This is a genomic window from Mesorhizobium sp. M0664 (assembly GCF_040320565.1).
GTDB lineage: Bacteria > Pseudomonadota > Alphaproteobacteria > Rhizobiales > Rhizobiaceae > Mesorhizobium.
On record NZ_JAMYPW010000004.1, the window covers coordinates 35,245 to 55,440 of the forward strand.

Sequence of the window (20,196 nt, forward strand, 5' to 3'; positions counted from 1 at the left end):
GAACTCAGGCCGATCAATAAGATGAAAAATACCAAGCGGGGCCAGAAAGACTTCATCCTATGAAAACTGTAACAGACAGACATCTACGCTCGCCCAACTTGGAAGAACTCCTTTTTCAGAGGCTTTCCCACCAAAGTAAAGGCCAGTTTCGCGGATTTCTGCAGTCACCGCGGCAAGAACCTGGAATAGACGAAGCGGCTCAGTTCCCGTACCGCTTCTTCAGGTGATCGGTGAAATGCACGGCATTGAGCTTTTCGCCGGTGGCGCGTTCGAGCAGTTCCGGTGTCGACCAGCGCGAGCCTTGCGACCAGATCCTTTTGCGGCGCCAGTCGTTGATCGCGGCGAAATCTCCCTTGGCGAGGTCTTCGTCGGCTGAAGGATGATCCCTGGTCAGCGCCGCCCATTGCTGCGCCGCCATCATGGCGCCCAGCGTGTAGGAGGGGAAATAGCCGAAAGCGGCACCCGGCCAGTGGACGTCCTGCATCGGACCGTCAGCCGGATTGTCTGATGTCGACAGGCCGAGATAATCGCGCATCTTGGCATCCCAGGCTTCGGGCAGGTCGGCTGCTTCCAGCCGTCCCGAGACAAGCTCCTGCTCCAGCTCGTAGCGCAGGATGACGTGCAGCGGATAGGTGACCTCGTCGGCATCGACGCGGATCAGGCCGCGCTCGACCCGGTGCACATGCGGCAGGATATCGTCGATTGTCGAGCGCTCGCCGAGGTGTCTTTCGACCACCGGCAGCGCCCAGCGCCAGAATTCTGGATTGCGGCCGATCTGCTTTTCGACGAACAGGCTCTGGCTTTCATGCACCGCCATGCCGCGCGCTCTGCCCAGCGGCCAGTGCGCCCACGCCTTCGGCAGATTCTGCTCGTACAGCGCATGGCCGGTCTCGTGCAGCACGCCCATCAGCGCCGACAGGAAATCCGAGGTCTTGTAGCGGGTGGTGATGCGCACGTCGCTCGGCACGCCGCCGCAGAACGGATGGTGCGAAACCGCCAGCGAGCCGTGGGTGAGGTCGAAGCCGACTGCCGCCATCATGGCGAGGCCGAGCTCGCGCTGCTTGTCCAAGGGGTAGCTGCCGGAAAGCGGCTTCAGCGGATGTTTCGCCAGCCGCTCTTCCTGCACGGCCAGTGCCTCCGGCACGAAACCTTTCAGGAAGGTCTTCAACTCGACAAACACAGGCGTGACGTCGGCGGTGCGATTGCCCGGATCATATTGCTCCATCAGCGCGTCGTAAGGCTCGAGCCCGAGCACCTGGGCGCGAAGGGCCGCCTCCTCGCGGACCAGCGCCACGACGCCTTCCAGCGCCGGCAGGAAGCCGGCCCAGTCGTTCTTGGCCCGCAGGTCGCGCCAGAGCTGCTCGGAGCGCATGCGCGCGGTCGTCTGGCGCTCGACGAACTCGACCGGCAGGCAGGTCAGGTTGGTATATTGCCGGCGGAATTCCCTGACCGCGGCCTGCTGCTCTTCGTTCAGCGCCTCCTGCTCGGCCGCCGCGATCCAGTCGGCAATCTCCGGCGCAGTCGCCCGGGCATGGTGCATGCCGGCAAGCACCGACATTGCCTCTGCGCGCTTCTCGCCGCCGCCGACCGCCATATGGGTCGCCTCGTCGGCGCCGAGGATGGCGAGGGCGTGTTCCAGTGCTTCGAGCTTGTGGCCGAGGTCGTCGAGTTTTTGAAAGGACATTGTGGGTTCCGCTGATTTGACGGCGGGAAAAGATACCAATGCAAAACTGTTGGCAACCCCTGAAGACCGTCCGCGACCGATGCATCGACTGCCGGCCGCAACGGTCGAAAGGCACCTCGCGGAAGCGGTGGCGTGCGTGATCAATGTCGTCCGGCGGCGGCAGACCGCGATGGGGGAGACGAAAAATGATCGCCAATGTGCTGGTCGGGCTGGTGGCCGTGATCCACCTCTGCATCGCCTATCTGGAGATGGTGCTGTGGGACACGCCGCGCGGCCACATGGTGTTCAGGCTGACGCCGGAATTCGCCAGGGCCTCGAAAGTGCTTGCGGCCAATCAGGGCTTTACGACGGCTTTCTCGCAGCCGGCCTGACCTGGGGCTTTACCTCGGCGAAGCCGGTTTTCAGTAGTCTTCTTCTTGCTCTGCGTCGCCGTCGCCGGCCTTTACGGCGGCAACGGCGGGCGCAAAATCCCTGTTCATCGAGACAGTGCCGGCAGTACTGGCGCTGATTTGCGCTGGCGTTGGACTAGCGCATGATCCCTGAACCGAAAGCTGGAAAAGGATCATGGGCAAAATCAATTACCACAGCGCCGGGCATTGCGGCCGATTTCAGCCGCCTGGATAAGTTGGGCCATAGCCGTTGGGATAGTATCCGCCATCGGCGCCGTTGCCGATGAGGAAGGCACTGCCGGTGTCAGCGCGCAGCTTTTGGCTGACATCGTCGAGCTGCGCCATCAACTGCTGATATTGCGTGCTCGGCATCGTTCCACGGCGAGCGGCCCTCTGGGCGGCCCGATCGAGTTGAGCGACCTGCGTGCGCAAGTCGCGCGCCTCGCCCGGCTCGAGCTTGTTCGCCCGGATGGCGCCCTGGATACCCGTCTCCACGCTCTGGATCTGATTGATCAAGGCCGTCGCACGCGGGCCGGCGTAAGCGCCAGCAAACGGAACGGCGAGGAAAAGTGTGGCGAGCGTAGCAGTCCTGAGATTCCTGGGAGCGAAGAAGCGCATGGTTGCGTCTCCTTTACTGGGGAAGGCGGTGGTTGGGAGGGTCCTGCCTTCCGGCCGCGGGCCGTCAGGTTCCGTCGCGTCGCGATGAGCGGTTCCACCGCCGGCGGTTCTCGGCCCATGACCAAGGCTAAAGGCCACGGCGGCAAAGTGTAATTAAAAAATGGTAATTTTTTCAGCTCTTGCCGCTGCCGCACCAGTGCCCTAAATGCCGCCGACTTGAGCCGGCTCGAGCCGGCCCGACCTGGCGCATGATACAAGCCAAAGGCTTGCAGATCACCGCTCGGTCAGCTTCAACTCGATGCGGCGGTTCTTGTTGCGCGCCTCTTCGGTATCGGCGGGGTCGAGCGGCTGGAATTCGCCGAAGCCGGCCGCGACCAGCCGGTTGGCCGGCACGCCGTTCTCGATCAGGAACTTGACCACCGATGTCGAGCGCGCCGTCGACAATTCCCAATTGTCGCGGTAGCGGCCGGTGCCGGAGAGCGGCTTGTTGTCGGTGTGGCCATCGACGCGCAGCACCCAGTTGATCTCCGGCGGGATTTCCTTTTGCAATTCGATGATGGCATCGGCAAGCTTCTTCATCTCGACCTTGCCGGCATCGTTGATCACCTCGGAGCCGGTCGGGAAAAGCACTTCCGACTGGAAGACGAAGCGGTCGCCGACGATGCGGATGTTCTCGCGGTCGGCAAGAATTTCACGTAAGCGGCCGAAGAAATCGGAGCGGTAGCGGTTCAGCTCCTGCACGCGTTGCGCCAGTGCGACGTTGAGGCGGCGGCCGAGATCGGCGATCTTGGTGTTGGATTCGCGGTCGCGCGTTTCGGACACGTCGAGCGCTTGTTCGAGCGCTGCGATCTGCCTGCGCAGCGCCGAAATCTGCTGGTTGAGGATCTCGACCTGGCTCAACGCCTGCTGGCTGATCTGGCGCTGGCTGTCGAGCTCGCCGGAAAGTGCCGTCGCGCGCTGGTTGGCGGCATCGCCGGCACCGGCGCCTTGCGCCAGCAATTGCTCGAGCCGGCTCTTTTCCGCCTCCGATGCAGACAGCGATGCCTGCAAATTGGCAAGGGTGTCCTCCTTGTCCTGCGTCGTCGAGCGTTCCAGCGCCAGAAGCTGGGTCAACTCGTTGATCTGCGAATTGAGGCGGTTGAGCACCGTGTCCTTGCCGGAGATCTCGCGGCCGAGCAGGAACTGCGCCAGCACGAAAACAGTCAGCAGGAACATGATCGCCAACAGCAGCGTCGACAGCGCATCGACGAACCCCGGCCAGTAATCGATGCGGCGGTCGGAGCGCCGGCCTCGTGCCAACGCCACGTCAATGCACTCCAGGCTTCTTCAAGGCGTCGGCGATCTTCTCCAGGGTGTTGCGCATCGCCTTCTGCTCGTCCGACTGGGCCTCGACCCAGTCGCGCATGATCTGCTGTTCCGAGCGCATGTTCTTGACCAGGCCGGAAATGCCGTCGGCGAGATTGGCCATGGCGGTGGCGACGCGCGGATTGGAGCCGCCGCCATTCTCCTGCAGGGTGCGCAGCTTTTCCGACAACAGCCGGATTTCCTCGGAGGGTTCGGTCTTGGCCGAGTCGGCAACGACGATGTCGGAGGACAGGTCGGTGACCGAGGATAGCCAGTTTTCGAGTTCGGTATAGAAGCGCGTCTGGGCGCGGCCGGCCTGCAGGTCGAGGAAGCCGAGCACCAGCGAGCCGGAGAGGCCGAACAGAGAGGACGAGAAGGCGGTGCCCATGCCGGCCAACGGAGCGGAAAGCCCCTGCTTCAGGGATTCGAGCACGGCCGCCGCATCGCCGGTGCCGGGGTCGAGCGACTCGATGGTTTCGCGGATCGAGCCGATCGTGTTGAGCAGGCCCCAGAAAGTGCCGAGCAGGCCGAGGAACACCAGCAGTCCGACAAGGTAGCGCGACGTGTCGCGGCTTTCGTCGAGCCGGGTGGCGATCGAATCCAGCATGGTGCGCATCGAACTGGTCGAGAAGGCAATCGTCGAGGAGCGGCCGATCATCGCCTTCATCGGCGCCAGCAGCACCGGTTCGGTGGTTTCGGAACCGGCGCGGAACGAGTTGACCCAGCGCACCTCGCGGAACAGCCGGCCGACCTGGACGAAGGCCAGCAGGATGCCGACCGCCAGCACGCCGATGATCAGGCCGTTGAGGCCGGGATTGGTGACGAAGGCGGTCGAGATCTGGCGGGTCAGGATGGCGGCGATGAAGGCCACGATGAACAGAAAGATCACCATGGTCAGCAGAAACACCTGAGGGCTCGACAATTTGTGCGGGTCGTAGATCAGAACGTCGGAGCGCCTGCCCATGCCGAAGGATCTGAGAAGAGTCATCCGTGCCCCGTTTCCGATGCCGTCGCCGCCGATCAATTTGTGTTTGCGACTCTAAACGGAATTGTGACGAAATTGAATGGCGCTTGGCAATATTGCCACTGTCCGCGACCGGAGGTCAAAGCCGGTTGATGACCAGGCAGTCGACCATTGCGGCCAGATGCAGGCCGGCGCCGGTGACGACAAAGCCATGCCACAGCGCATTGTGGAAGCGCAGGCCCTTCCAGGCGAAGAAGATCACGCCACAGGAGTAGACGATGCCGCCGGCACCGATGAGCGCGATCGATGTCGCCGGCAGCGTCCGCACGAGCGGCTCCACCAGAACGATACCGCTCCAGCCGATGGCTAGGTAGAAGACGATAGCCAGCCGGTCGAAACGGCCGGGAAGAAAGACCTTGATGGCGATGCCGACCGCCGCGGCGGTCCAGACCAGGACGATCATGGAAACGGCCAGCGGCGCGCCGCCGAGCTGCGCCAGGAAAGGCGTGTAGGTGGCAGCGATCAGCAGATAGATCGCGGCATGGTCGAAGCGCCGCAATATCCATTTTGCCGGCGACGACACCGGCCAGACATTGTAGGCCAGCGAAACCGACAGCACGGTGAGCAGCGAGACTACATAGAAGGCGGCGGCGATGTATTCGCCGGGGCCGGTTCGATAGGCGGCCAGTGCCAGCAGCGTCGAGCCGGCAGCGATCGCCAGCACGATGCCCACGGCGTGGACAATGCCGTCGGCGATGATCTCGGCGCGCGAGTAATGCCAGCGCCCCATGAAGGGAATGTCGAGCTGGGAGAGTTCGCTCTGGGGTTGGGGCCGGCTGTTCGTCATCGATGATCCTGCGCCACCTTATCTGGGCGGCAGCGGGACAGTATTTCAAGCTTTGGTTGCGGTTTTGCGACTGCGGCGGTTCAGCGCGGCGTGCCTCTATCAGCCGGCTGAGAGTGGCCTTTTGATAGTCTTCAACAGCGCGCGCTGGATGAGTTCGTTGCCGGCGACCAGTGAACCGGCGTTCAGCACATCCTGTCCCCCGGCGAAATCGGAGACGAAACCGCCTGCCTCGCGGATCAGCAAAATGCCGGCGGCGACATCCCAGGCCGACAGGCCGGTTTCCCAGAACCCGTCCATGCGGCCAGCGGCGACGTAGGCGAGATCGAGCGAGGCGGAGCCGAGACGGCGGACGCCAGAGACCTCGGCCATGACATTGCGCAACTCGATGAGGAAATTGCCGTGCTGGCCACGCCCGAGATGCGGCATGCCGCAGCCGATCACCGCATCGACCAGCTTGGTGCGGCCGGCGACGCGCAGCCGGCGGTCGTTCATGAAAGCGCCGCCGCCGCGCTCGGCGGTATAGAGCTCATCCATCGCCGGATTGTAGACGACGCCGGCGACGATCTGGCCCTGGCGCTCCAGCGCGATCGAAACGGCAAAGAGCGGAATGCCGTGCAGGAAATTGGTGGTGCCGTCGAGCGGGTCGACGATCCAGCGGTGCTGGCCGTCGTCGCCCTCGATCACGCCGCGTTCCTCCATCAGGAAGGCGTAGCCGGGCCGCGCCTTGGAGAGTTCGGCAAAGACGATGTCTTCGGCCTTGCGGTCGGCCTGGCTGACATAGTCGCCCGGCCCCTTCATCGAGACCTGCAGGTTCTGCACTTCGCCGAAGTCACGCGACAGCGAGCGGCCGGCCTTCATTGCGGCCTGGACCATGACATTGAGGATCGCGGAACGCGCCATTGCTGTTCTTCCTGTCGCTGCGCCTATTTGCCTTGACGCATGATCTTATCCAAAAAGTCTGCAACTCTTTGGGATCACGCCTTAGTCGGCGCGGCGCACGTAAGTGATTTCGTTGGTATCGACGATGATGCGCTCGCCCGAGCCGATGAACGGCGGCACCAGCACGCGGATGCCGTTTTCGAGTATCGCCGGCTTGTAGGACGAGGCTGCCGTCTGGCCCCTCACCACCGGGTCGGCCTCGGTGATGGTCAGCGTCACCTGGTCGGGCAGCGAAATGCCGATCGGCCTTTCGTCATAGAGCTGGACCGTCACCATCATGCCGTCCTGCAGGAAGGCGGCGCGATCGCCGACGAACTCCTTTTGCAATTCGAGCTGCTCGTAGCTTTCGGTGTCCATGAACACCAGCGCGTCGCCCTGCTCGTAGAGGAAGGAAAAATCCTTCAGATCGAGCCGGATCTGCTCGACCGTCTCGGCCGAACGGAAGCGCTCGTTGAGCTTGGTGCCGTTGATCAGGTTCTTGAGTTCGACCTGGTTGTAGGCGCCGCCCTTGCCGGGTTTGACGGTGTTGGTCCTGACCGCCACCCAAAGGCCGCCATCATGCTCGATGACGTTGCCGGGACGGATTTCGTTGCCATTGATCTTGGCCATGGTGAGGTGATCCGGAAATGAGATGATCGCCGCAAAGGGCAATTTGGCGCCTCCAAGACCACAAATCGCCAGCAGAGGCAAGGAGCGCCTTCCGATGAAGCGGGAACGAAGCTGGCCCGGCAGCGCGGCGTGGCGGCCTCAGTCCGTCCTGACAGTCGCGGTGACGGCCTCGGTCACTGCGTCGGCGACCTCTCTCAAAAGATGCAGGTGCGGCGAACGCAGGACGACAATTCGCAGCGACAGCTCGAGGCCGGGAGCGTCGACCAGGGCAATGCCCTGCGGCAGCTTTTCCCGCAGCAGCCGCCTGGGCAGCAGGCCAAGGCCTTGGCCTCGACGAACCCAGTCGATCTGCAGCGCGCTGTCCTGAATCTCGGCGCCGACCATCAACCTGTGGCCGCCCTCGGCCAGGGCAGCCGCCAGCCGCCGGCGCGCGTCGCAAGGCTCAGGGCTGAGGATCCAGGGCATGGTCTTGACGTCGGCTTGCCGGACAGTGCTTTCGGCAGCGATGACGCCGAGGGCCTCGGTTCCGACAACGCCGTCGCCAGCTTTGGAATTGCTGCCGTCCAGGATGACGGCGAGGTCAAGCTGTCCGCGCTTGTGCTGGTCGGCCAGCTCAAGGCTCCAGCCGCTCTTCAGACGCAGCGAGACCTTCGGAAACCGCGCCACGGCATCACCAATGGCGGCGGCCACGGCTTTGTCGCAAAGTCCATGCGCGAGGCCGAGCCGCAGCAGGCCCCCCGGCTCGTCGCCCTTGGCGAATGATCTCAGCGCGTCGACGGCGGCGAGAATGTCCTTGCCGCGTGCCAGCACCTCTACGCCGGCCGGGGTCAGTCGCGACGGCTTTAGCCGGCGGTCGAGCAATTCCGTGCCGAGCATCTCCTCCAGCCGCTGGATCTGGCGGGTGACGGCCGGCTGCGTCAATGGCAGGCGTTGCGCCACCTTCTGAATCGAACCCTCCTCGGCAAAGAGCGCCAGTGTTTTCAGTTCTTCAAGCACGACACACCCGAACATGTCAGAGAAGCATAATTATCCTGAACATTATGAATTTGAAATCCGATGGATGGCAAGCGATTTTCCTCTGGCAGGACCCAGCTGGAAAGGAACGACGATGAAGGCGATCGAATTGCAGAGCCCGGGCGGCCTCGAGAACCTTAGAATGGTCGAGCGGCCGATGCCTGAGCCAGGGCGCCAGGAGATGATTGTGAAGGTCAAGGCGACGGCGCTGAACTACCGCGATGCCGAGATCGTCCGCGGCAGCTATCACACGAAGTTTGCATTGCCGCTGGTGCCGCTGTCGGACGGCGTCGGCGAAGTCGTTGCCATCGGCGCCGAGGTCAGCCGGTTCAAGATCGGCGACCGGGTCTGCGGCACGTTCTGGCAACGCTGGGTCGGCGGCAGTTTCGCGATGGCCGAGCCCTCCTATCAACGCGGCGGCCCGATCGACGGGCTGCTCAGCGAATTTGCCCGGCTCGACGAACAGGCGGCGGTGCTGGCGCCGGCCAATCTGAGCGACCCCGAAGCGGCGACGCTGCCATGCGCCGGCGTGACGGCATGGCACGCGCTGTTTACGGAGGGCAGCGTCAAACCCGGCGACACCGTGCTTTGCCTCGGCACCGGCGGCGTTTCGCTGTTTGCGGTGCAGTTCGCCGCCGCTGCCGGCGCGCGCGTCATCGTGACGTCGAGCAGCGACGAGAAACTTGCGCGGGCGAGGCAACTTGGCGCGCAGGACGGCGTGAACTATCGCAGCGTCCCCGACTGGGCATCGGCCGTGCTGGGATTGACGGATGGCCGCGGGGCCGACCATATCATCGAGGTTGGCGGACCGCAGAGTTTTGCACAATCGCTGAGGGCAGCGGCGCGCGGCGCCCAGATCAACGTCATCGGCTATCTCGGCGGCAGTGACGGCGCCATCAACCCGCTCGACATCTTCCGCCGGCAGGTCCGGGCGCGAGGCATACCGGTGGGCTCACGCGAATCCTTCGAGGCGATGAACCGAGCCATTGTCGTCAACCGGTTGAGACCGGTGATCGACCGGGTCGTGCCATGGAGCCGGGCCGCCGAAGCCTTTCGGTACCTTGAACACGGCTCGCCCTTCGGCAAGGTCGTGCTCGATCATACCCAATGAGCCCGCCTGACGAGCCCGGTGCGATGAGTCTCGAGACCGCGGTCAGGGCAGGCGGTTGGCCCGTTGCAGCGCCTGCTGCGTCTGGTCGTCGGTCAGGCCCTGCAGGAAATCGTCCATCTCTTGGTCGATGAGCCCGGCGCGGCGGGCGACAACATACCAGGCGCCAGCGAGGATCAGATCCGGGTCGGTGCCGATGCCGTTCATGTAGAGCTTGGCGAGACGGTTCTGGGCGGCGACATTGCCGCCCTCGGCGGCCTGCTTCATCCAGTTGAAGCCGGATTTCAGGTCGCGGGCGCCGCCGCGCCCCTCGATCATCCAGGTTGCGAGATCGATCTGTGCCGTGTCGTAGTTCTGCCGCGCGGCCTGTGCCAGCAGGCTGCGGGCGCGGACATCGTCGCGCGGCTTGCCGCCGGCGCCATTGGCGTAGACCTGTGCCATCGCATATTGTGCGTCGGCAAGCCCGGTCGCGGCAGCGCGCTCGTAATAGGATACGGCTTTGGCAATACCGGCATCGCCGGGCTCTTGTTCGACCATCAGCTGCGCAAAATTGAACTGCGCCAGGCGGTTGCCGGCCTCGGCGGCGGCCTGCATCAGCGCATAGGCCTCCTTCTCGTCCTTTTTGACGTAGCGGCCGTCGAGCAGCATCAGCGCATACTGGAATTGCGATTCCGGGACGCCCTGCTCGGCGGCAAGCGCATACCACTTCGCCGCCCCTGCCGCGTCGACCGGCACGCCGAGGCCGCGCGACAATATCTCGGCCACCAGCGTCTGTGCCGCCGGATCGCCGTTTTGAGCGCGCGAAAGCGCAAGGTTGTAGGCCGTCTTGTAGAGTCCGCGCTGAAAGGCGCCATAGGCAGCGTCGGACGGCTTTGCGCCGAAGCGGTCGGGGTTGATGGTGTCGGCCGACGGCAACGGGGTGGTGGTGGCGGGCTGCGGCAATTGTGCGGCGATCGGCTTGTCGGCAGGTTCGCTGGAATCCGGCCTGGGCTGCGGCAGCGGAACGGGTTCCGCCGCTATCGCCTGCGTCACGGCCGTTGCAAGAAAGGCGCTGAAAAGGATTTTCCGCGAGAGCACGTCAGTCCTCGAAGCGCGGCGCGGTTTCGTCGAGCAGCGCGTTGGCGGCGGCGACCGCCATCTTCGGATCGACGTCGTCGGCGAAGACGGCGCTGGACAGCGCCACGAATTCAGCGCCGGTGGCGGCGACCGCTTCCACCGAGGCAAGATCGGATCCGGCCATGACGATGCAGGGGATCTGGATGACGTCCGCCCACCATTGCCCGAGCGACAGGTTGCGCGGGTGCGGCTCAGGCTTGTTGTCGTAGCCGAAACGGCCGAAGAAAATGTAATCAGGCCTGACTTCGCCGAGTTCCAGCGCATCGTCGCGGGTCTTGGCGCCGCCGGTGCCGACCATCATCCTGGCCTGGAAGTGTTGGATCGTTTCGGCGAGCTCGTCCTTGCCGACCTCGACATGAATGCCGTCGGCCTGGACGCGGCCGGCGATGCGGGTGTCGCCGGCAATGATGACGGCAATGCCGGCCGCTTGCGCCACCGGCACGATCTGCTCGGCAAAGGCTTGGAAAGAGGCCTCGTCCATACCGTTTTCCGGCAGGATAAGCGAGGCGACGTCACCGCCCTCGAAGGCCGCGGCGATGCGCTCGGCCGGCACGTTCGGCGGCGCGATCAGCACGATACGGCAGCGGTTGGGCGGCGTTGCGTCATTCATTGGTGTTCGATCCCGGTTATCGCCTATGCCGGGCGAAGATGGTTGCATTGCGGCATAGAGCAAAGTGCGGGGATTGAACAGGCGGCAGGGGGATCACGATTGCCGTCAACGATTCCATAGGGCTCGGCGCATGACTGCCGTTGGCCGAAATTCTCCTCGCCTGGTCGCCTGCGGCCCTACGCAGGCACCTTCGATTTCCACAGCGACCAGCCGAGATTCATGCCGGCCGCGGCGACCAGGATGGCGGCGGCGCCGACGATCTGCGCCGGATGCAGCCGATGGCCGAAGGCGACGACATCGACGAGGATGGCGACGACGGGATAGATGAAGGACAGCGATCCCTGCAGATGCGTCGGCAGCTTCTGGATGGCGCCGTACATGAGGATGTACATCAGGCCGGTATGGACGATGCCGAGTGTCGCCAGCATGACCCAGCTCCGCGCATCGGCGGGAAGGTGGGTGAGATTGGCGACGGGTGCCAGCATGAGAACGCCGACGCAGACCTGGATCAGGGCGATCAGGTGCGGCGGCGTGCCTTTGAGCTTCTTGGTGACGATAGCCGCAACGGCCCAGAAGAAAGCCGCGGCCAGCGCCATCGCAATGCCGGTAAAGTAATCCGTACCATGATCGCCTGCATCGGGCGCGGCCTGCACGATCAGCAGCATGCCGGCGAAGGCGATGCCGAGCCAGGTCAGCTTGGTCACCGTCAGCCGTTCGGAGAAGAAGAGCGCGCCAAAACCCACCAGCATGAAGGGCTGCGTGTTGTAAACGGCCGTGGCGATCGAGATCGACGCGCGGGAAAACGCGCTGAACAGCAACAGCCAGTTGATAACGATGGCAGCACCGCCGAGAGCCGCGATCGCGACGATGCGAAGCGACAGCCTGCCACGCAGCAGTCCCAGCGCCGCGCAGATGATCAGCAGCGTTACCGCCCCGAAAGCACAGCGCCAGAACACCACGTCCATGATGGGCTGGCCGGAAAGGACGACGAACCAGCCGATCGTGCCGAGGATCGCCATCGCCGCCGTCATTTCGATCGTGCCGCGTACCGTGTTGTCCATGGATGCTCCTGAAACCCGTTGAGATTTTATAATCCCACGGCGGATCGGGTATTTCCATGACTTGCAGCTGGTGATATGCAGGACGAACCTCATTTAATTAGGTAGACATCGGCTTTTTTCTTGGAATTGTAAAATGCTGGACGAGCTCGACAGAAAGCTCCTCGATATCCTGGTCAAGGATTCACGGACCTCGCTGAAGGAACTGGCGCTGCAGGTCGGGCTGTCGTCGCCAAGCGTTTCGGAGCGGCTTCGGCGGCTTGAGGATCGCGGCGTCATCCGCGCGTTCACCATCGACATCGATCCGCAGGCGCTCGGCTACGCCTTGCAGGCGATCGTTCGCATCCGGCCATTGCCGGGCAAGCTGCACATCGTCCAGAAGCTGATCGAGGAAATCCCGGAATTCGGCGAATGCGACAAGGTGACGGGCGATGACTGCTTCGTTGCCCGGCTGTTCGTCCGCTCGATCGGCGAGCTCGACGGGATTCTCGACCGCATCGCCGACAAGGCCGAAACCAGCACCGCCATTATCAAGGCGCAGCCGATCCGGAGACGCCCGCCGCCGCTCGACATGCCAAACATGTGACGGGTTTCGGTGGCGTGGCCCACATATTTGCGGTCGCGGTCTGGCCATTTCTGGTCTATTCCAGAGTTCAACTTTCCCTCCAGCGTCCCTTCCCATGTCAGGCCTGCTCGTCGATCCCTGGTTCTATGCCGCGGCCATTCCGGCCGTCATCCTCGTCGGCCTGTCGAAAGGCGGCTTCGGCGGCGCCGTCGGCTTTGTCGGCGTGCCGTTGATGGCGCTGACCATGCCGCCGGTTCAGGCTGCCGCAATCCTTCTGCCAATTCTGTGCCTGATGGACATTGTCTCGGTATGGACGTGGTGGGGCATCTTCGACCGCAAGATGCTGGCCGACATGATGCCGGGCGCCGTGATCGGCATCGCCCTTGGCTGGCTGACGGCGGCACTTGTAACCGAAGAGATGGTGCGGCTGATCGTCGGCGCGGTTGCCCTGATCTTCGTGCTGCGCTGGCTCTATTTGCAGCTCCGCCACGGTGCCGGCCACGCGGCGGAGCCCAACCGCGTCGCCGCCGGCTTCTGGGGTACTGTTGCCGGGTTCACCAGCTTCGTCGCCCATGTCGGCGGGCCGCCTTTTCAGGTCTATGCGCTGCCGATCAGGCTCGATCCGAAGGTGCTGTCGGGCACCGCGGCGATCTTTTTCGCCGTCACCAACGCGCTGAAGCTCATCCCCTATTTCGCGCTCGGCCAGTTCGACACCACCAATTTGACCGCATCGGCGGTGCTGATGCCGCTGGCGCCGCTGTCGACCATCGCCGGCGCCTGGCTGGTGCGGCGGATGCGGCCGGAGCTGTTCTATCCCTTCACCTATGCGACCGTAGCGGTCGTCGCGGTCAAGCTTCTGTGGGACGGCATCGCCGGCCTCCTGTAAGACGGCGGCCCCATTCGGCCGCCGCCGGATATCCTTACACCTCAGGCGGCACTCGGCAGCAACTGCCGCGTCCTGCCAAGCGCCAGGGCAATGCCGGTTGCCAGTACGAGCGCCATGCAGCCCAGAATGGTGATGTCGTGCAGCGTCGGCTTCAGCACCATGTCCGCGATGATCACCAGCATCACCGAATAGTCGAAGCGCGCGGCGCTGAGGACGCGCTGGCCCTGGGCAAGCACTGCCGGCGTCACACCCTCCTTGGCGATCATGCCTGCCATGCGGTCGGCAGTCGGCTTGAAGATGAACATGCCGATGCAGAAGGTCGTCGCATAACCGGCAAGGCCGATCAGCACCCACAGATCGGAAAAGCCGACCCAGAGGCCGCACATGATGAGGCCGAAAAGCAATGTCAGCATCGACATCGGCGCGAAGAACCGGTTGCCGAGCTCGCCGGTGGCGCGCATCGCCTGCAGCATGCCTTCGACGTTCCCGGCGCGGTCGGCGCGTACTGCGAGCAGCATCAGCGTGAAGCCGCCGCCGACCCAGAGGATCGCCGAGACGATATGCAGAAATTTAACGGCCGAGTACCAGTCCATTATTCGCTCCTTGAGAGATTTGATGATTTGCCGGAGCGCAAGGTTTGCTCCGCCTCGTTGCGAGGAGCGGGCGTTTAGCGCGGCGCCTGTTTCGGAACGATGTCGCGCGCAGTGCCGTTTTGTTTCGGTAAGCCGGTCACCATTTGGAGGAAACCATGGCGCAAGCGCGTCGCCCCGACTTTCCAGGCGGTGGTGTGAACGGCGCCGTGGCCAGTCAGCTGTGTTGTTACGGCACAGATGCTGGGTTCTTGATCGAAAAATATGCCCCGCGTTAAGGCTTCGTTAAGCTTTACAGGCGTTTACTATGTCCATCCAGTGATCTGGATTCTTACCGAGTGGTTGGAGCCACTTTGTTTGACGCCTCCCTGTTAAACTCCTGAGAGCCGCCTTATCCGCGGCTCTTTTTTTGTCCGCCGGCATGGGCGTCCTTCCGGCTAAATGCGGCCGTTAACCGTTTGTTAAACATGTGCTTGCCTTCGCTGGCAGCGAAGCGCATTTTCAAGCTTCAGTCGTTTAGGCTGCCGGATATGGCGGCCAAGAGCCGAATCGGCCGGCTGTCAGGCAAGTGCAGGGGCGTAGCGATGAACGAGCCTTCGAAGGCGAGCGCGAAAACCATCAAGCTGGCGGAGCGCCGGGTTTTCTCCCAATCCTTCAAGCCGCTCTATCAGGAAGGCATGGGCCTGGTCGAGCAGGCGGCCGAATATCTCGACGGCAAGGGCCGCGCCGAGGCCAAGAAGCTGTCGAGGCTGGCGGCGACGCTTTATGCGGCCGAATCGATGCGGCTGACCACCAGGCTGATGCAGGTCGCCTCGTGGCTGCTTTTGCAGCGGGCGGCGAATTCCGGCGAGATGACCCGCGATCAGGTGGCCTCAGAAAAATCCAAGGTGCGTCTCGACACTGCCTCGGCGCATGACGAGGCGCCCGGCTGGGCCGAGCTGCCGAAGGATTTCATCGACCTCGTCAACCGTTCGCTGCGGCTGCAGGCGTTGGTGCGCCGGATGGACGAGGAGATCTATGGCGGCCTTGCCGAGGTGCCGCCGTCGAGCCGTCGCCTCAATCCGGTCTCCGACCAGATCACGCTGCTCAACACGGCTTTCGCCCGCGGCTGAGAGACCGTTTCATAATTCTACTCCGGCGGCCATCTAGACTAACCGCGAAGGGATGGGCTCGCGATCATCAGGCGGGGAGAATCACGCAGCAGCAGGCGCGATCCGACCTCCACGATAGACCTGATCGCTGGGAGCAGCTCCTGCCCCAATGACGTCAGATCATACTCCACGGTCGGCGGCGATGTCGGCATCACGTGGCGTGCGAGGACGCCACGCTCCTCGAGATCGCGCAACCTGCCGGTCAGCACCTTCGCCGAAATGGCTGGGATATCGCGGCGCAATTCGGAGAACCGGCGCGGGCCGTCGCTCAAGGACCAGAGCACCTCGGGTGTCCAGCACCCGCCAAGCAGCGCCATGCACCTCGACATGGGGCAGCCGGGAAGCGCCTTCACCTTCGTTCGCATCCTGAGGACCATCGCGCATCTTCCATGAGAGTTTCCAGTTGGTTACCGGAAAATGATGGTAACTACAAGATACGTGGTTTCCGCGGGTAACGAGAGCCGCTATCTGAGGCTCTCAATCCATCCAACCACGAAATGGACAGAACGATGTACGCAATAACTGGAGCAACAGGACAGCTTGGCCGTCTCGTGATCGACGCACTGCTGAAGACAGTTCCGGCCAGCCGGATCGTTGCGGCGGTTCGTGATCCGGCAAACGCCAGCGATCTTGTCCAACGCGGCGTAGTCGTGCGGGAGGCGGACTATGATCGTCCCGACACGCTCCCGATGGCGCTGGCCGGCGTCGATAGACTGCTGCTGATTTCCTCGACCGAAGTCAGCGGCCGCTTGCCGCAGCATCGGTCAGTGATCACGGCCGCCCAACGGGTGGGGGTTTCGCTGATCGCTTACACAAGCATGCTGCATGCGGACACGTCTCCCGCGAGGCTCGCGGTCGAACATCGGCAGACGGAGGAGGTCATCGCGGCCTCCGGCCTACCCGCCGTCATCCTGCGCAACGGCTGGTACACCGAGAACCATCTGATGGCGCTCCCGGCGGCTCTGGAGCACGGCGCCTTCATCGGCGCCGCAAATGAGGGGCGCTTCTCGTCCGCGGCGCGGCAGGATTATGCCGAGGCCGCGGCCGTGGTGCTGACGAGCGAGGATCAAGCAGGGAGGATTTACGAGCTCGCGGCGGACCAAGCGTTCACGCTCGCCGAGCTTGCGGCGAAGGTCTCGCGGCAATCGGGCAAGGCGATCGCCTACAACGATCTTGCCGGGGTGGCCTATGAGGGCGTGTTGACAGGCGCCGGGCTGCCCGCCGATCTCGCCGCTATCCTGGCCGATGCCGACATTGCAGCCTCACGCGGAGCGTTGTTCGATGACGGCGGCGCCATGAGCCGGCTAATCGGTCGACCGACAACGCCACTGGAGAGCGTCGTTGCGGCAGCATTGCGCGGTTGAAACCGAGATGGCTGTCACATCCGCCAAAGGATCAGAGGACCGTCTGTCGCTCGCGCCAACAGTTATTCAAACGACGAGACTAGCGCCGCTTTCCGCGCTTCCGGTGCTCGCGTACTTATGTACGCTCCGCTCCGGTTCTCGAAAACCAAGCCATCTGTCTCGCCAGAGCGACTCTCAAACATTCTCTAAACAGACTCGGCTTGCTGTTTCTGGTTTGTTCACATTTCGCTGGCATCGCTGTCCCCCCGAAGGTAGACTTGACGGATGGGGGAAGCGATTCGCATCATCGGCATCGATCCGGGGCTGAGGCGCACCGGCTGGGGCATCGTCGAGAGCCTCGGCAATTCGCTGCGCTTCGTCGCTTCCGGCACGGTGCGGTCCGACGACAAGGCCGCGCTGGCGGTGCGTCTTTGCCAATTGCATGACGGGCTCGCCGAGGTCCTGCATGCCGCGATGCCGCACGAGGCGGCGGTCGAGCAAACTTTCGTCAACAAGGACGCGGCGGCGACGTTGAAACTTGGCCAGGCACGCGGCATCGCCATGCTGGTGCCGGCGCGTGCCGGCCTTGTCGTTGCCGAATATGCGCCAAACGCCGTCAAAAAGGCGGTGATCGGCGTCGGCCATGGCGACAAAAAGCAGATCCACATGATGGTCAAGGTGCTGATGCCGAAGGCGACGTTCGACAGCGATGACGCCGCCGACGCGCTGGCCATCGCCATCTGTCACGCGCATCACCGGCAGAGCATCGCCTACAGGATGGCGGCGCTGGCCGGATAAGTATGTTCTTGACTTGTTCTCCATGGGCAATAAGTAATACCAACGAGGTATTACCATGCGCGTTACCACCAAGGGCCAAGTGACCATCCCGAAGGAAATACGGGATCATCTGGGTATCGGCCCGGGCTCGGAGGTGGAGTTCGTCCCCACCGAGGACGGGGCTCGTGTTATTGCGGTCGACGAAAACATGTCGGAGGAGGAAGCCTCGCGCAGATTCAGCCAGATGCTCGGCCGTATGGCCGGTACGCTGGATCTGGGAGGCATGACGGCGAACGAATATATGGAATGGCTGAGGGGCCCACGTGAAGATCTCGACATTGATTGACACAAATGTCCTGATCGACCTTTGGGGTCCTGCCGGACGGGAGACGAAATGGTCGGCATCCGCGATTACCGCATGCCGGCGCGACGGCGCACTCGTAATCAATGCAATCGTCTGGTCCGAGCTCGCGCCGTTGATTGCGACCGAACAGGCCCTTCGCCAAGCAGTCGACATGCTCAAGATGGATCGCGAATTCCTGCCGTGGGAGGCAGCCTTCCTCGCTGGTGTCACGCATTCCCGCTATCGCCGCGCCGGCGGCATTGGCGAACGAACGCTGCCGGATTTCTTTATCGGCGCCCATGCGGTTGTCGCCGGGCATCGGCTGCTGACGCGCGATGCCGCGCGCTATCGCAGCTACTTCCCGGACCTCGATATCATCTCTCCGGAAACCCACCCGGCATGATCGGCACGCTCAAATGATCGGCAAGCTAAAAGGCACGCTGGACGAGATCGACGAGGATTTCTGCATCATCGACGTACATGGCGTCGGCTACGTTGCCTATTGCTCGGCGCGCACGCTGGCGGCATTGCCGCCGCCCGGCGAGGCGGTGGTGCTGTTCATCGAGACCTATGTGCGCGAGGACATGCTGCGGCTCTATGGGTTCCAGTCGGTGCTGGAGCGCGAATGGTTCCGGCTGTTGATGAACAATGTGCAAGGCGTCGGCGCCAAGGTGGCGCTGGCCATCCTGTCGACGCTGGCGCCGGCCGACCTCGCCAATGCGATTGCGCTGCGCGATATCGCCATGGTCAGCCGTGCTCCCGGCGTCGGCAAGAAGGTCGCCGAGCGCATCGTCACCGAATTGAGGAACAAGGCGCCGGCCTATGCGGGCACTGCCTCCGGCACCATCGGCCTGAAGCAGGAGCTCGGCGAGGGCGTCGCCTCGGCGCCGATCACCGACGCCGTCTCGGCGCTGGTCAATCTCGGCTATTCGCGCGACACCGCGGCCAATGCGGTGGCGGCAGCGCTGAAGACGGCAGGCGAGGAGGCGGACGCCTCGAAGCTGATCCGCTTCGGGCTGAAGGAGCTGGCACGGTGAGACGTTGCTTGTCCGGTCCCTTGCCATATGCAAGGAAGGCGGCATGAGCCTTTCGCCACGCCTCATTGCTCCCGACAGACGCGGCGAGGACGCCGAGCAGACCTTGCGGCCGCAGACGCTTGGCGACTTCGTCGGCCAGGCGGCGGTGCGGGCCAATCTCAAAGTGTTCATCGAGGCCGCCAAGGGGCGCAGCGAAGCGCTCGACCATGTGCTGTTCGTCGGCCCGCCCGGCCTCGGCAAGACGACGCTGGCGCAGATCATGGCGCGCGAGCTTGGCGTCAATTTCCGCTCGACCTCGGGTCCGGTCATCGCCAAGGCCGGCGATCTCGCGGCGCTGCTCACCAACCTCGAAGACCGCGACGTGCTGTTCATCGACGAGATCCACCGGCTCAACCCGGCGGTCGAGGAAATCCTCTATCCGGCGATGGAGGATTTCCAGCTCGACCTGATCATCGGCGAGGGGCCGGCGGCGCGCTCGGTCAAGATCGACCTTGCCCGCTTCACGCTTGTCGCCGCCACCACCCGGCTCGGCCTGTTGACCAACCCGCTGCGCGACCGGTTCGGCATTCCGGTGCGGCTCAATTTCTACTCGGTCGAGGAACTCGAGCAGATCGTGCGGCGCGGCGCCCGCATCCTTGCCATGCCGCTCGGCGACGACGGTGCTTTGGAGATCGCCCGGAGGGCGCGCGGCACGCCGCGCATCGCCGGCCGGCTGTTGCGCCGGGTGCGCGACTTCGCCAGCGTTGCCGGCGACGGCCATGTCGACCGCAAGATCGCCGACGAGGCGCTGACGCGGCTGGAGGTCGACGGGCTCGGCCTCGACGCGCTCGACCGCCGTTATCTGTCGATGATCGCCCGGAATTTCGGCGGCGGGCCGGTCGGCATCGAGACAATCGCCGCCGGGCTTTCCGAGCCACGCGATGCCATCGAGGACATCATCGAACCCTTTCTGATCCAGCAAGGCTTCATCATGCGTACCCCGCGCGGCCGCGTGCTGGCGGCCAATGCCTGGCGGCATCTCGGCCTCGACGCGCCAAAGGACCTGGCGCAGCAGCAGATCAGCCTGTTCCAGGAAGAACCCTAAGTTCCGCTGTTTATGGCTTCGGTGCTGGCAGTCCCCGGCCCAGCCCTCCAGGTCTTGATCATCGCCGGTCTATGCGCAAAACAGGTGTTGCTTGAAACAGGGCCTGTCGGGCCAAAAGGA

The 20,196-nt window shown here is 63.7% G+C and carries 23 protein-coding genes and 1 pseudogene; 11 read left to right on the top strand and 13 right to left on the bottom strand.

Features of this window, described 5'->3' with window-relative positions; genetic code table 11:
* Positions 1–199: 199 nt before the first annotated feature.
* The gene (locus NKI39_RS07870; RefSeq protein ID WP_352831317.1) at positions 200–1,684 is read right to left on the bottom strand and encodes a carboxypeptidase M32; all 1,485 of its coding nucleotides are present in this window, start codon (positions 1,682–1,684) and stop codon (positions 200–202) included.
* Between the two features lie 185 nt (positions 1,685–1,869).
* Here NKI39_RS07870 and NKI39_RS07875 point away from each other — a divergent pair.
* Positions 1,870–2,227, top strand: a pseudogene (locus tag NKI39_RS07875) (DUF1304 domain-containing protein).
* A 65-nt stretch (positions 2,228–2,292) separates the two neighbouring features.
* On the opposite strand, the gene NKI39_RS07880 reads toward NKI39_RS07875, so the two are convergent.
* From NKI39_RS07880 to NKI39_RS07910, 7 genes are all read right to left on the bottom strand, one after another.
* Positions 2,293–2,691 (bottom strand): hypothetical protein, encoded by a 399-nt coding sequence (locus NKI39_RS07880; protein WP_352831319.1) that lies wholly within the window; start codon positions 2,689–2,691, stop codon positions 2,293–2,295.
* Between the two features lie 273 nt (positions 2,692–2,964).
* Positions 2,965–3,996: a peptidoglycan -binding protein gene (locus NKI39_RS07885; RefSeq protein WP_023678020.1), complete on the bottom strand. Its 1,032-nt coding sequence runs from the start codon at positions 3,994–3,996 to the stop codon at positions 2,965–2,967.
* Position 3,997: 1 nt separating this feature from the next.
* Entirely contained in the window at positions 3,998–5,023 is a 1,026-nt protein-coding gene (locus NKI39_RS07890) for a MotA/TolQ/ExbB proton channel family protein (protein ID WP_352831320.1), read from the bottom strand.
* 115 nt (positions 5,024–5,138) lie between these two features.
* Positions 5,139–5,846, bottom strand: a complete 708-nt coding sequence (gene trhA / locus NKI39_RS07895; protein ID WP_352831322.1) for a PAQR family membrane homeostasis protein TrhA — start codon at positions 5,844–5,846, stop codon at positions 5,139–5,141.
* A 99-nt stretch (positions 5,847–5,945) separates the two neighbouring features.
* A complete protein-coding gene (locus tag NKI39_RS07900) occupies positions 5,946–6,746 on the bottom strand; it encodes an inositol monophosphatase family protein (protein ID WP_023678017.1) in 801 nt (266 codons plus the stop codon).
* Between the two features lie 81 nt (positions 6,747–6,827).
* Positions 6,828–7,394: an elongation factor P gene (gene efp / locus NKI39_RS07905; protein WP_023678016.1), complete on the bottom strand. Its 567-nt coding sequence runs from the start codon at positions 7,392–7,394 to the stop codon at positions 6,828–6,830.
* Between the two features lie 138 nt (positions 7,395–7,532).
* A complete protein-coding gene (locus NKI39_RS07910) occupies positions 7,533–8,390 on the bottom strand; it encodes a LysR family transcriptional regulator (RefSeq protein ID WP_352831324.1) in 858 nt (285 codons plus the stop codon).
* A gap of 112 nt (positions 8,391–8,502) precedes the next feature.
* On the opposite strand from NKI39_RS07910, the gene NKI39_RS07915 reads away from it, so the two are divergent.
* Entirely contained in the window at positions 8,503–9,519 is a 1,017-nt protein-coding gene (locus NKI39_RS07915) for a zinc-dependent alcohol dehydrogenase family protein (RefSeq protein ID WP_352831325.1), read from the top strand.
* Between the two features lie 42 nt (positions 9,520–9,561).
* Here NKI39_RS07915 and NKI39_RS07920 read toward each other — a convergent pair whose 3' ends face one another.
* The 3 genes from NKI39_RS07920 to NKI39_RS07930 form a co-directional block, all read right to left on the bottom strand.
* Positions 9,562–10,593 carry a tetratricopeptide repeat protein gene (locus tag NKI39_RS07920; RefSeq protein WP_352683356.1) on the bottom strand — a complete coding sequence of 344 codons (1,032 nt, stop codon included), beginning with the start codon at positions 10,591–10,593 and terminating at the stop codon, positions 9,562–9,564.
* Position 10,594: 1 nt separating this feature from the next.
* Entirely contained in the window at positions 10,595–11,242 is a 648-nt protein-coding gene (locus NKI39_RS07925; RefSeq protein ID WP_352737793.1) for a thiamine phosphate synthase, read from the bottom strand.
* A 176-nt stretch (positions 11,243–11,418) separates the two neighbouring features.
* A complete protein-coding gene (locus tag NKI39_RS07930) occupies positions 11,419–12,303 on the bottom strand; it encodes a DMT family transporter (protein WP_352831327.1) in 885 nt (294 codons plus the stop codon).
* Between the two features lie 133 nt (positions 12,304–12,436).
* On the opposite strand from NKI39_RS07930, the gene NKI39_RS07935 reads away from it, so the two are divergent.
* Positions 12,437–12,886, top strand: a complete 450-nt coding sequence (locus tag NKI39_RS07935) for an Lrp/AsnC family transcriptional regulator (RefSeq protein WP_023678010.1) — start codon at positions 12,437–12,439, stop codon at positions 12,884–12,886.
* 94 nt (positions 12,887–12,980) lie between these two features.
* A complete protein-coding gene (locus NKI39_RS07940; protein ID WP_352450835.1) occupies positions 12,981–13,751 on the top strand; it encodes a sulfite exporter TauE/SafE family protein in 771 nt (256 codons plus the stop codon).
* 41 nt (positions 13,752–13,792) lie between these two features.
* On the opposite strand, the gene NKI39_RS07945 is transcribed toward NKI39_RS07940, so the two are convergent.
* Positions 13,793–14,344, bottom strand: coding sequence for a DUF2269 family protein (locus NKI39_RS07945; protein WP_352831329.1), 552 nt, complete (start codon positions 14,342–14,344; stop codon positions 13,793–13,795).
* 581 nt (positions 14,345–14,925) lie between these two features.
* On the opposite strand from NKI39_RS07945, the gene rcdA reads away from it, so the two are divergent.
* Complete coding sequence (gene rcdA, locus NKI39_RS07950; RefSeq protein WP_352450833.1) at positions 14,926–15,453, top strand: protease adaptor protein RcdA; 528 nt, start codon at positions 14,926–14,928, stop codon at positions 15,451–15,453.
* A gap of 38 nt (positions 15,454–15,491) precedes the next feature.
* Here the strand turns inward: rcdA and NKI39_RS07955 are convergent, their stop codons facing one another.
* Positions 15,492–15,809, bottom strand: a complete 318-nt coding sequence (locus NKI39_RS07955) for a winged helix-turn-helix transcriptional regulator (RefSeq protein ID WP_352831331.1) — start codon at positions 15,807–15,809, stop codon at positions 15,492–15,494.
* Between the two features lie 192 nt (positions 15,810–16,001).
* Here NKI39_RS07955 and NKI39_RS07960 point away from each other — a divergent pair, with 192 nt between their 5' ends.
* The 6 genes from NKI39_RS07960 (at position 16,002) to ruvB (ending at position 20,076) form a co-directional block, all read left to right on the top strand.
* On the top strand, positions 16,002–16,856 hold the full coding sequence (locus NKI39_RS07960; protein ID WP_352471204.1) for an SDR family oxidoreductase: 855 nt from the start codon (positions 16,002–16,004) through the stop codon (positions 16,854–16,856).
* Positions 16,857–17,120: 264 nt separating this feature from the next.
* Positions 17,121–17,633, top strand: a complete 513-nt coding sequence (gene ruvC / locus NKI39_RS07965; protein ID WP_352471203.1) for a crossover junction endodeoxyribonuclease RuvC — start codon at positions 17,121–17,123, stop codon at positions 17,631–17,633.
* 55 nt (positions 17,634–17,688) lie between these two features.
* A complete protein-coding gene (locus NKI39_RS07970; RefSeq protein ID WP_352471202.1) occupies positions 17,689–17,958 on the top strand; it encodes an AbrB/MazE/SpoVT family DNA-binding domain-containing protein in 270 nt (89 codons plus the stop codon).
* The gene (locus NKI39_RS07975) at positions 17,936–18,358 is read left to right on the top strand and encodes a type II toxin-antitoxin system VapC family toxin (protein WP_352831333.1); all 423 of its coding nucleotides are present in this window, start codon (positions 17,936–17,938) and stop codon (positions 18,356–18,358) included. Before NKI39_RS07970 ends, NKI39_RS07975 begins: the two co-directional genes overlap by 23 nt.
* A gap of 13 nt (positions 18,359–18,371) precedes the next feature.
* Entirely contained in the window at positions 18,372–18,992 is a 621-nt protein-coding gene (ruvA, locus tag NKI39_RS07980; RefSeq protein ID WP_352471200.1) for a Holliday junction branch migration protein RuvA, read from the top strand.
* A 43-nt stretch (positions 18,993–19,035) separates the two neighbouring features.
* Positions 19,036–20,076, top strand: coding sequence for a Holliday junction branch migration DNA helicase RuvB (ruvB, locus tag NKI39_RS07985; RefSeq protein WP_352454896.1), 1,041 nt, complete (start codon positions 19,036–19,038; stop codon positions 20,074–20,076).
* Positions 20,077–20,196: the final 120 nt, after the last annotated feature.

Coding starts and splice junctions, on each gene's coding strand:
- NKI39_RS07870 (WP_352831317.1), bottom strand. CDS start 1,684: ATGTCCTTTCAAAAACTCGACGACCTCGGCCACAAGCTCGAAGCACTG.
- NKI39_RS07880 (WP_352831319.1), bottom strand. CDS start 2,691: ATGCGCTTCTTCGCTCCCAGGAATCTCAGGACTGCTACGCTCGCCACA.
- NKI39_RS07890 (WP_352831320.1), bottom strand. CDS start 5,023: ATGACTCTTCTCAGATCCTTCGGCATGGGCAGGCGCTCCGACGTTCTG.
- trhA (WP_352831322.1), bottom strand. CDS start 5,846: ATGACGAACAGCCGGCCCCAACCCCAGAGCGAACTCTCCCAGCTCGAC.
- NKI39_RS07900 (WP_023678017.1), bottom strand. CDS start 6,746: ATGGCGCGTTCCGCGATCCTCAATGTCATGGTCCAGGCCGCAATGAAG.
- efp (WP_023678016.1), bottom strand. CDS start 7,394: ATGGCCAAGATCAATGGCAACGAAATCCGTCCCGGCAACGTCATCGAG.
- NKI39_RS07915 (WP_352831325.1), top strand. CDS start 8,503: ATGAAGGCGATCGAATTGCAGAGCCCGGGCGGCCTCGAGAACCTTAGA.
- NKI39_RS07925 (WP_352737793.1), bottom strand. CDS start 11,242: ATGAATGACGCAACGCCGCCCAACCGCTGCCGTATCGTGCTGATCGCG.
- NKI39_RS07930 (WP_352831327.1), bottom strand. CDS start 12,303: ATGGACAACACGGTACGCGGCACGATCGAAATGACGGCGGCGATGGCG.
- NKI39_RS07935 (WP_023678010.1), top strand. CDS start 12,437: ATGCTGGACGAGCTCGACAGAAAGCTCCTCGATATCCTGGTCAAGGAT.
- NKI39_RS07940 (WP_352450835.1), top strand. CDS start 12,981: ATGTCAGGCCTGCTCGTCGATCCCTGGTTCTATGCCGCGGCCATTCCG.
- NKI39_RS07945 (WP_352831329.1), bottom strand. CDS start 14,344: ATGGACTGGTACTCGGCCGTTAAATTTCTGCATATCGTCTCGGCGATC.
- rcdA (WP_352450833.1), top strand. CDS start 14,926: ATGAACGAGCCTTCGAAGGCGAGCGCGAAAACCATCAAGCTGGCGGAG.
- NKI39_RS07955 (WP_352831331.1), bottom strand. CDS start 15,809: ATGGCGCTGCTTGGCGGGTGCTGGACACCCGAGGTGCTCTGGTCCTTG.
- NKI39_RS07960 (WP_352471204.1), top strand. CDS start 16,002: ATGTACGCAATAACTGGAGCAACAGGACAGCTTGGCCGTCTCGTGATC.
- ruvC (WP_352471203.1), top strand. CDS start 17,121: ATGGGGGAAGCGATTCGCATCATCGGCATCGATCCGGGGCTGAGGCGC.
- NKI39_RS07970 (WP_352471202.1), top strand. CDS start 17,689: ATGCGCGTTACCACCAAGGGCCAAGTGACCATCCCGAAGGAAATACGG.
- ruvA (WP_352471200.1), top strand. CDS start 18,372: ATGATCGGCAAGCTAAAAGGCACGCTGGACGAGATCGACGAGGATTTC.
- ruvB (WP_352454896.1), top strand. CDS start 19,036: ATGAGCCTTTCGCCACGCCTCATTGCTCCCGACAGACGCGGCGAGGAC.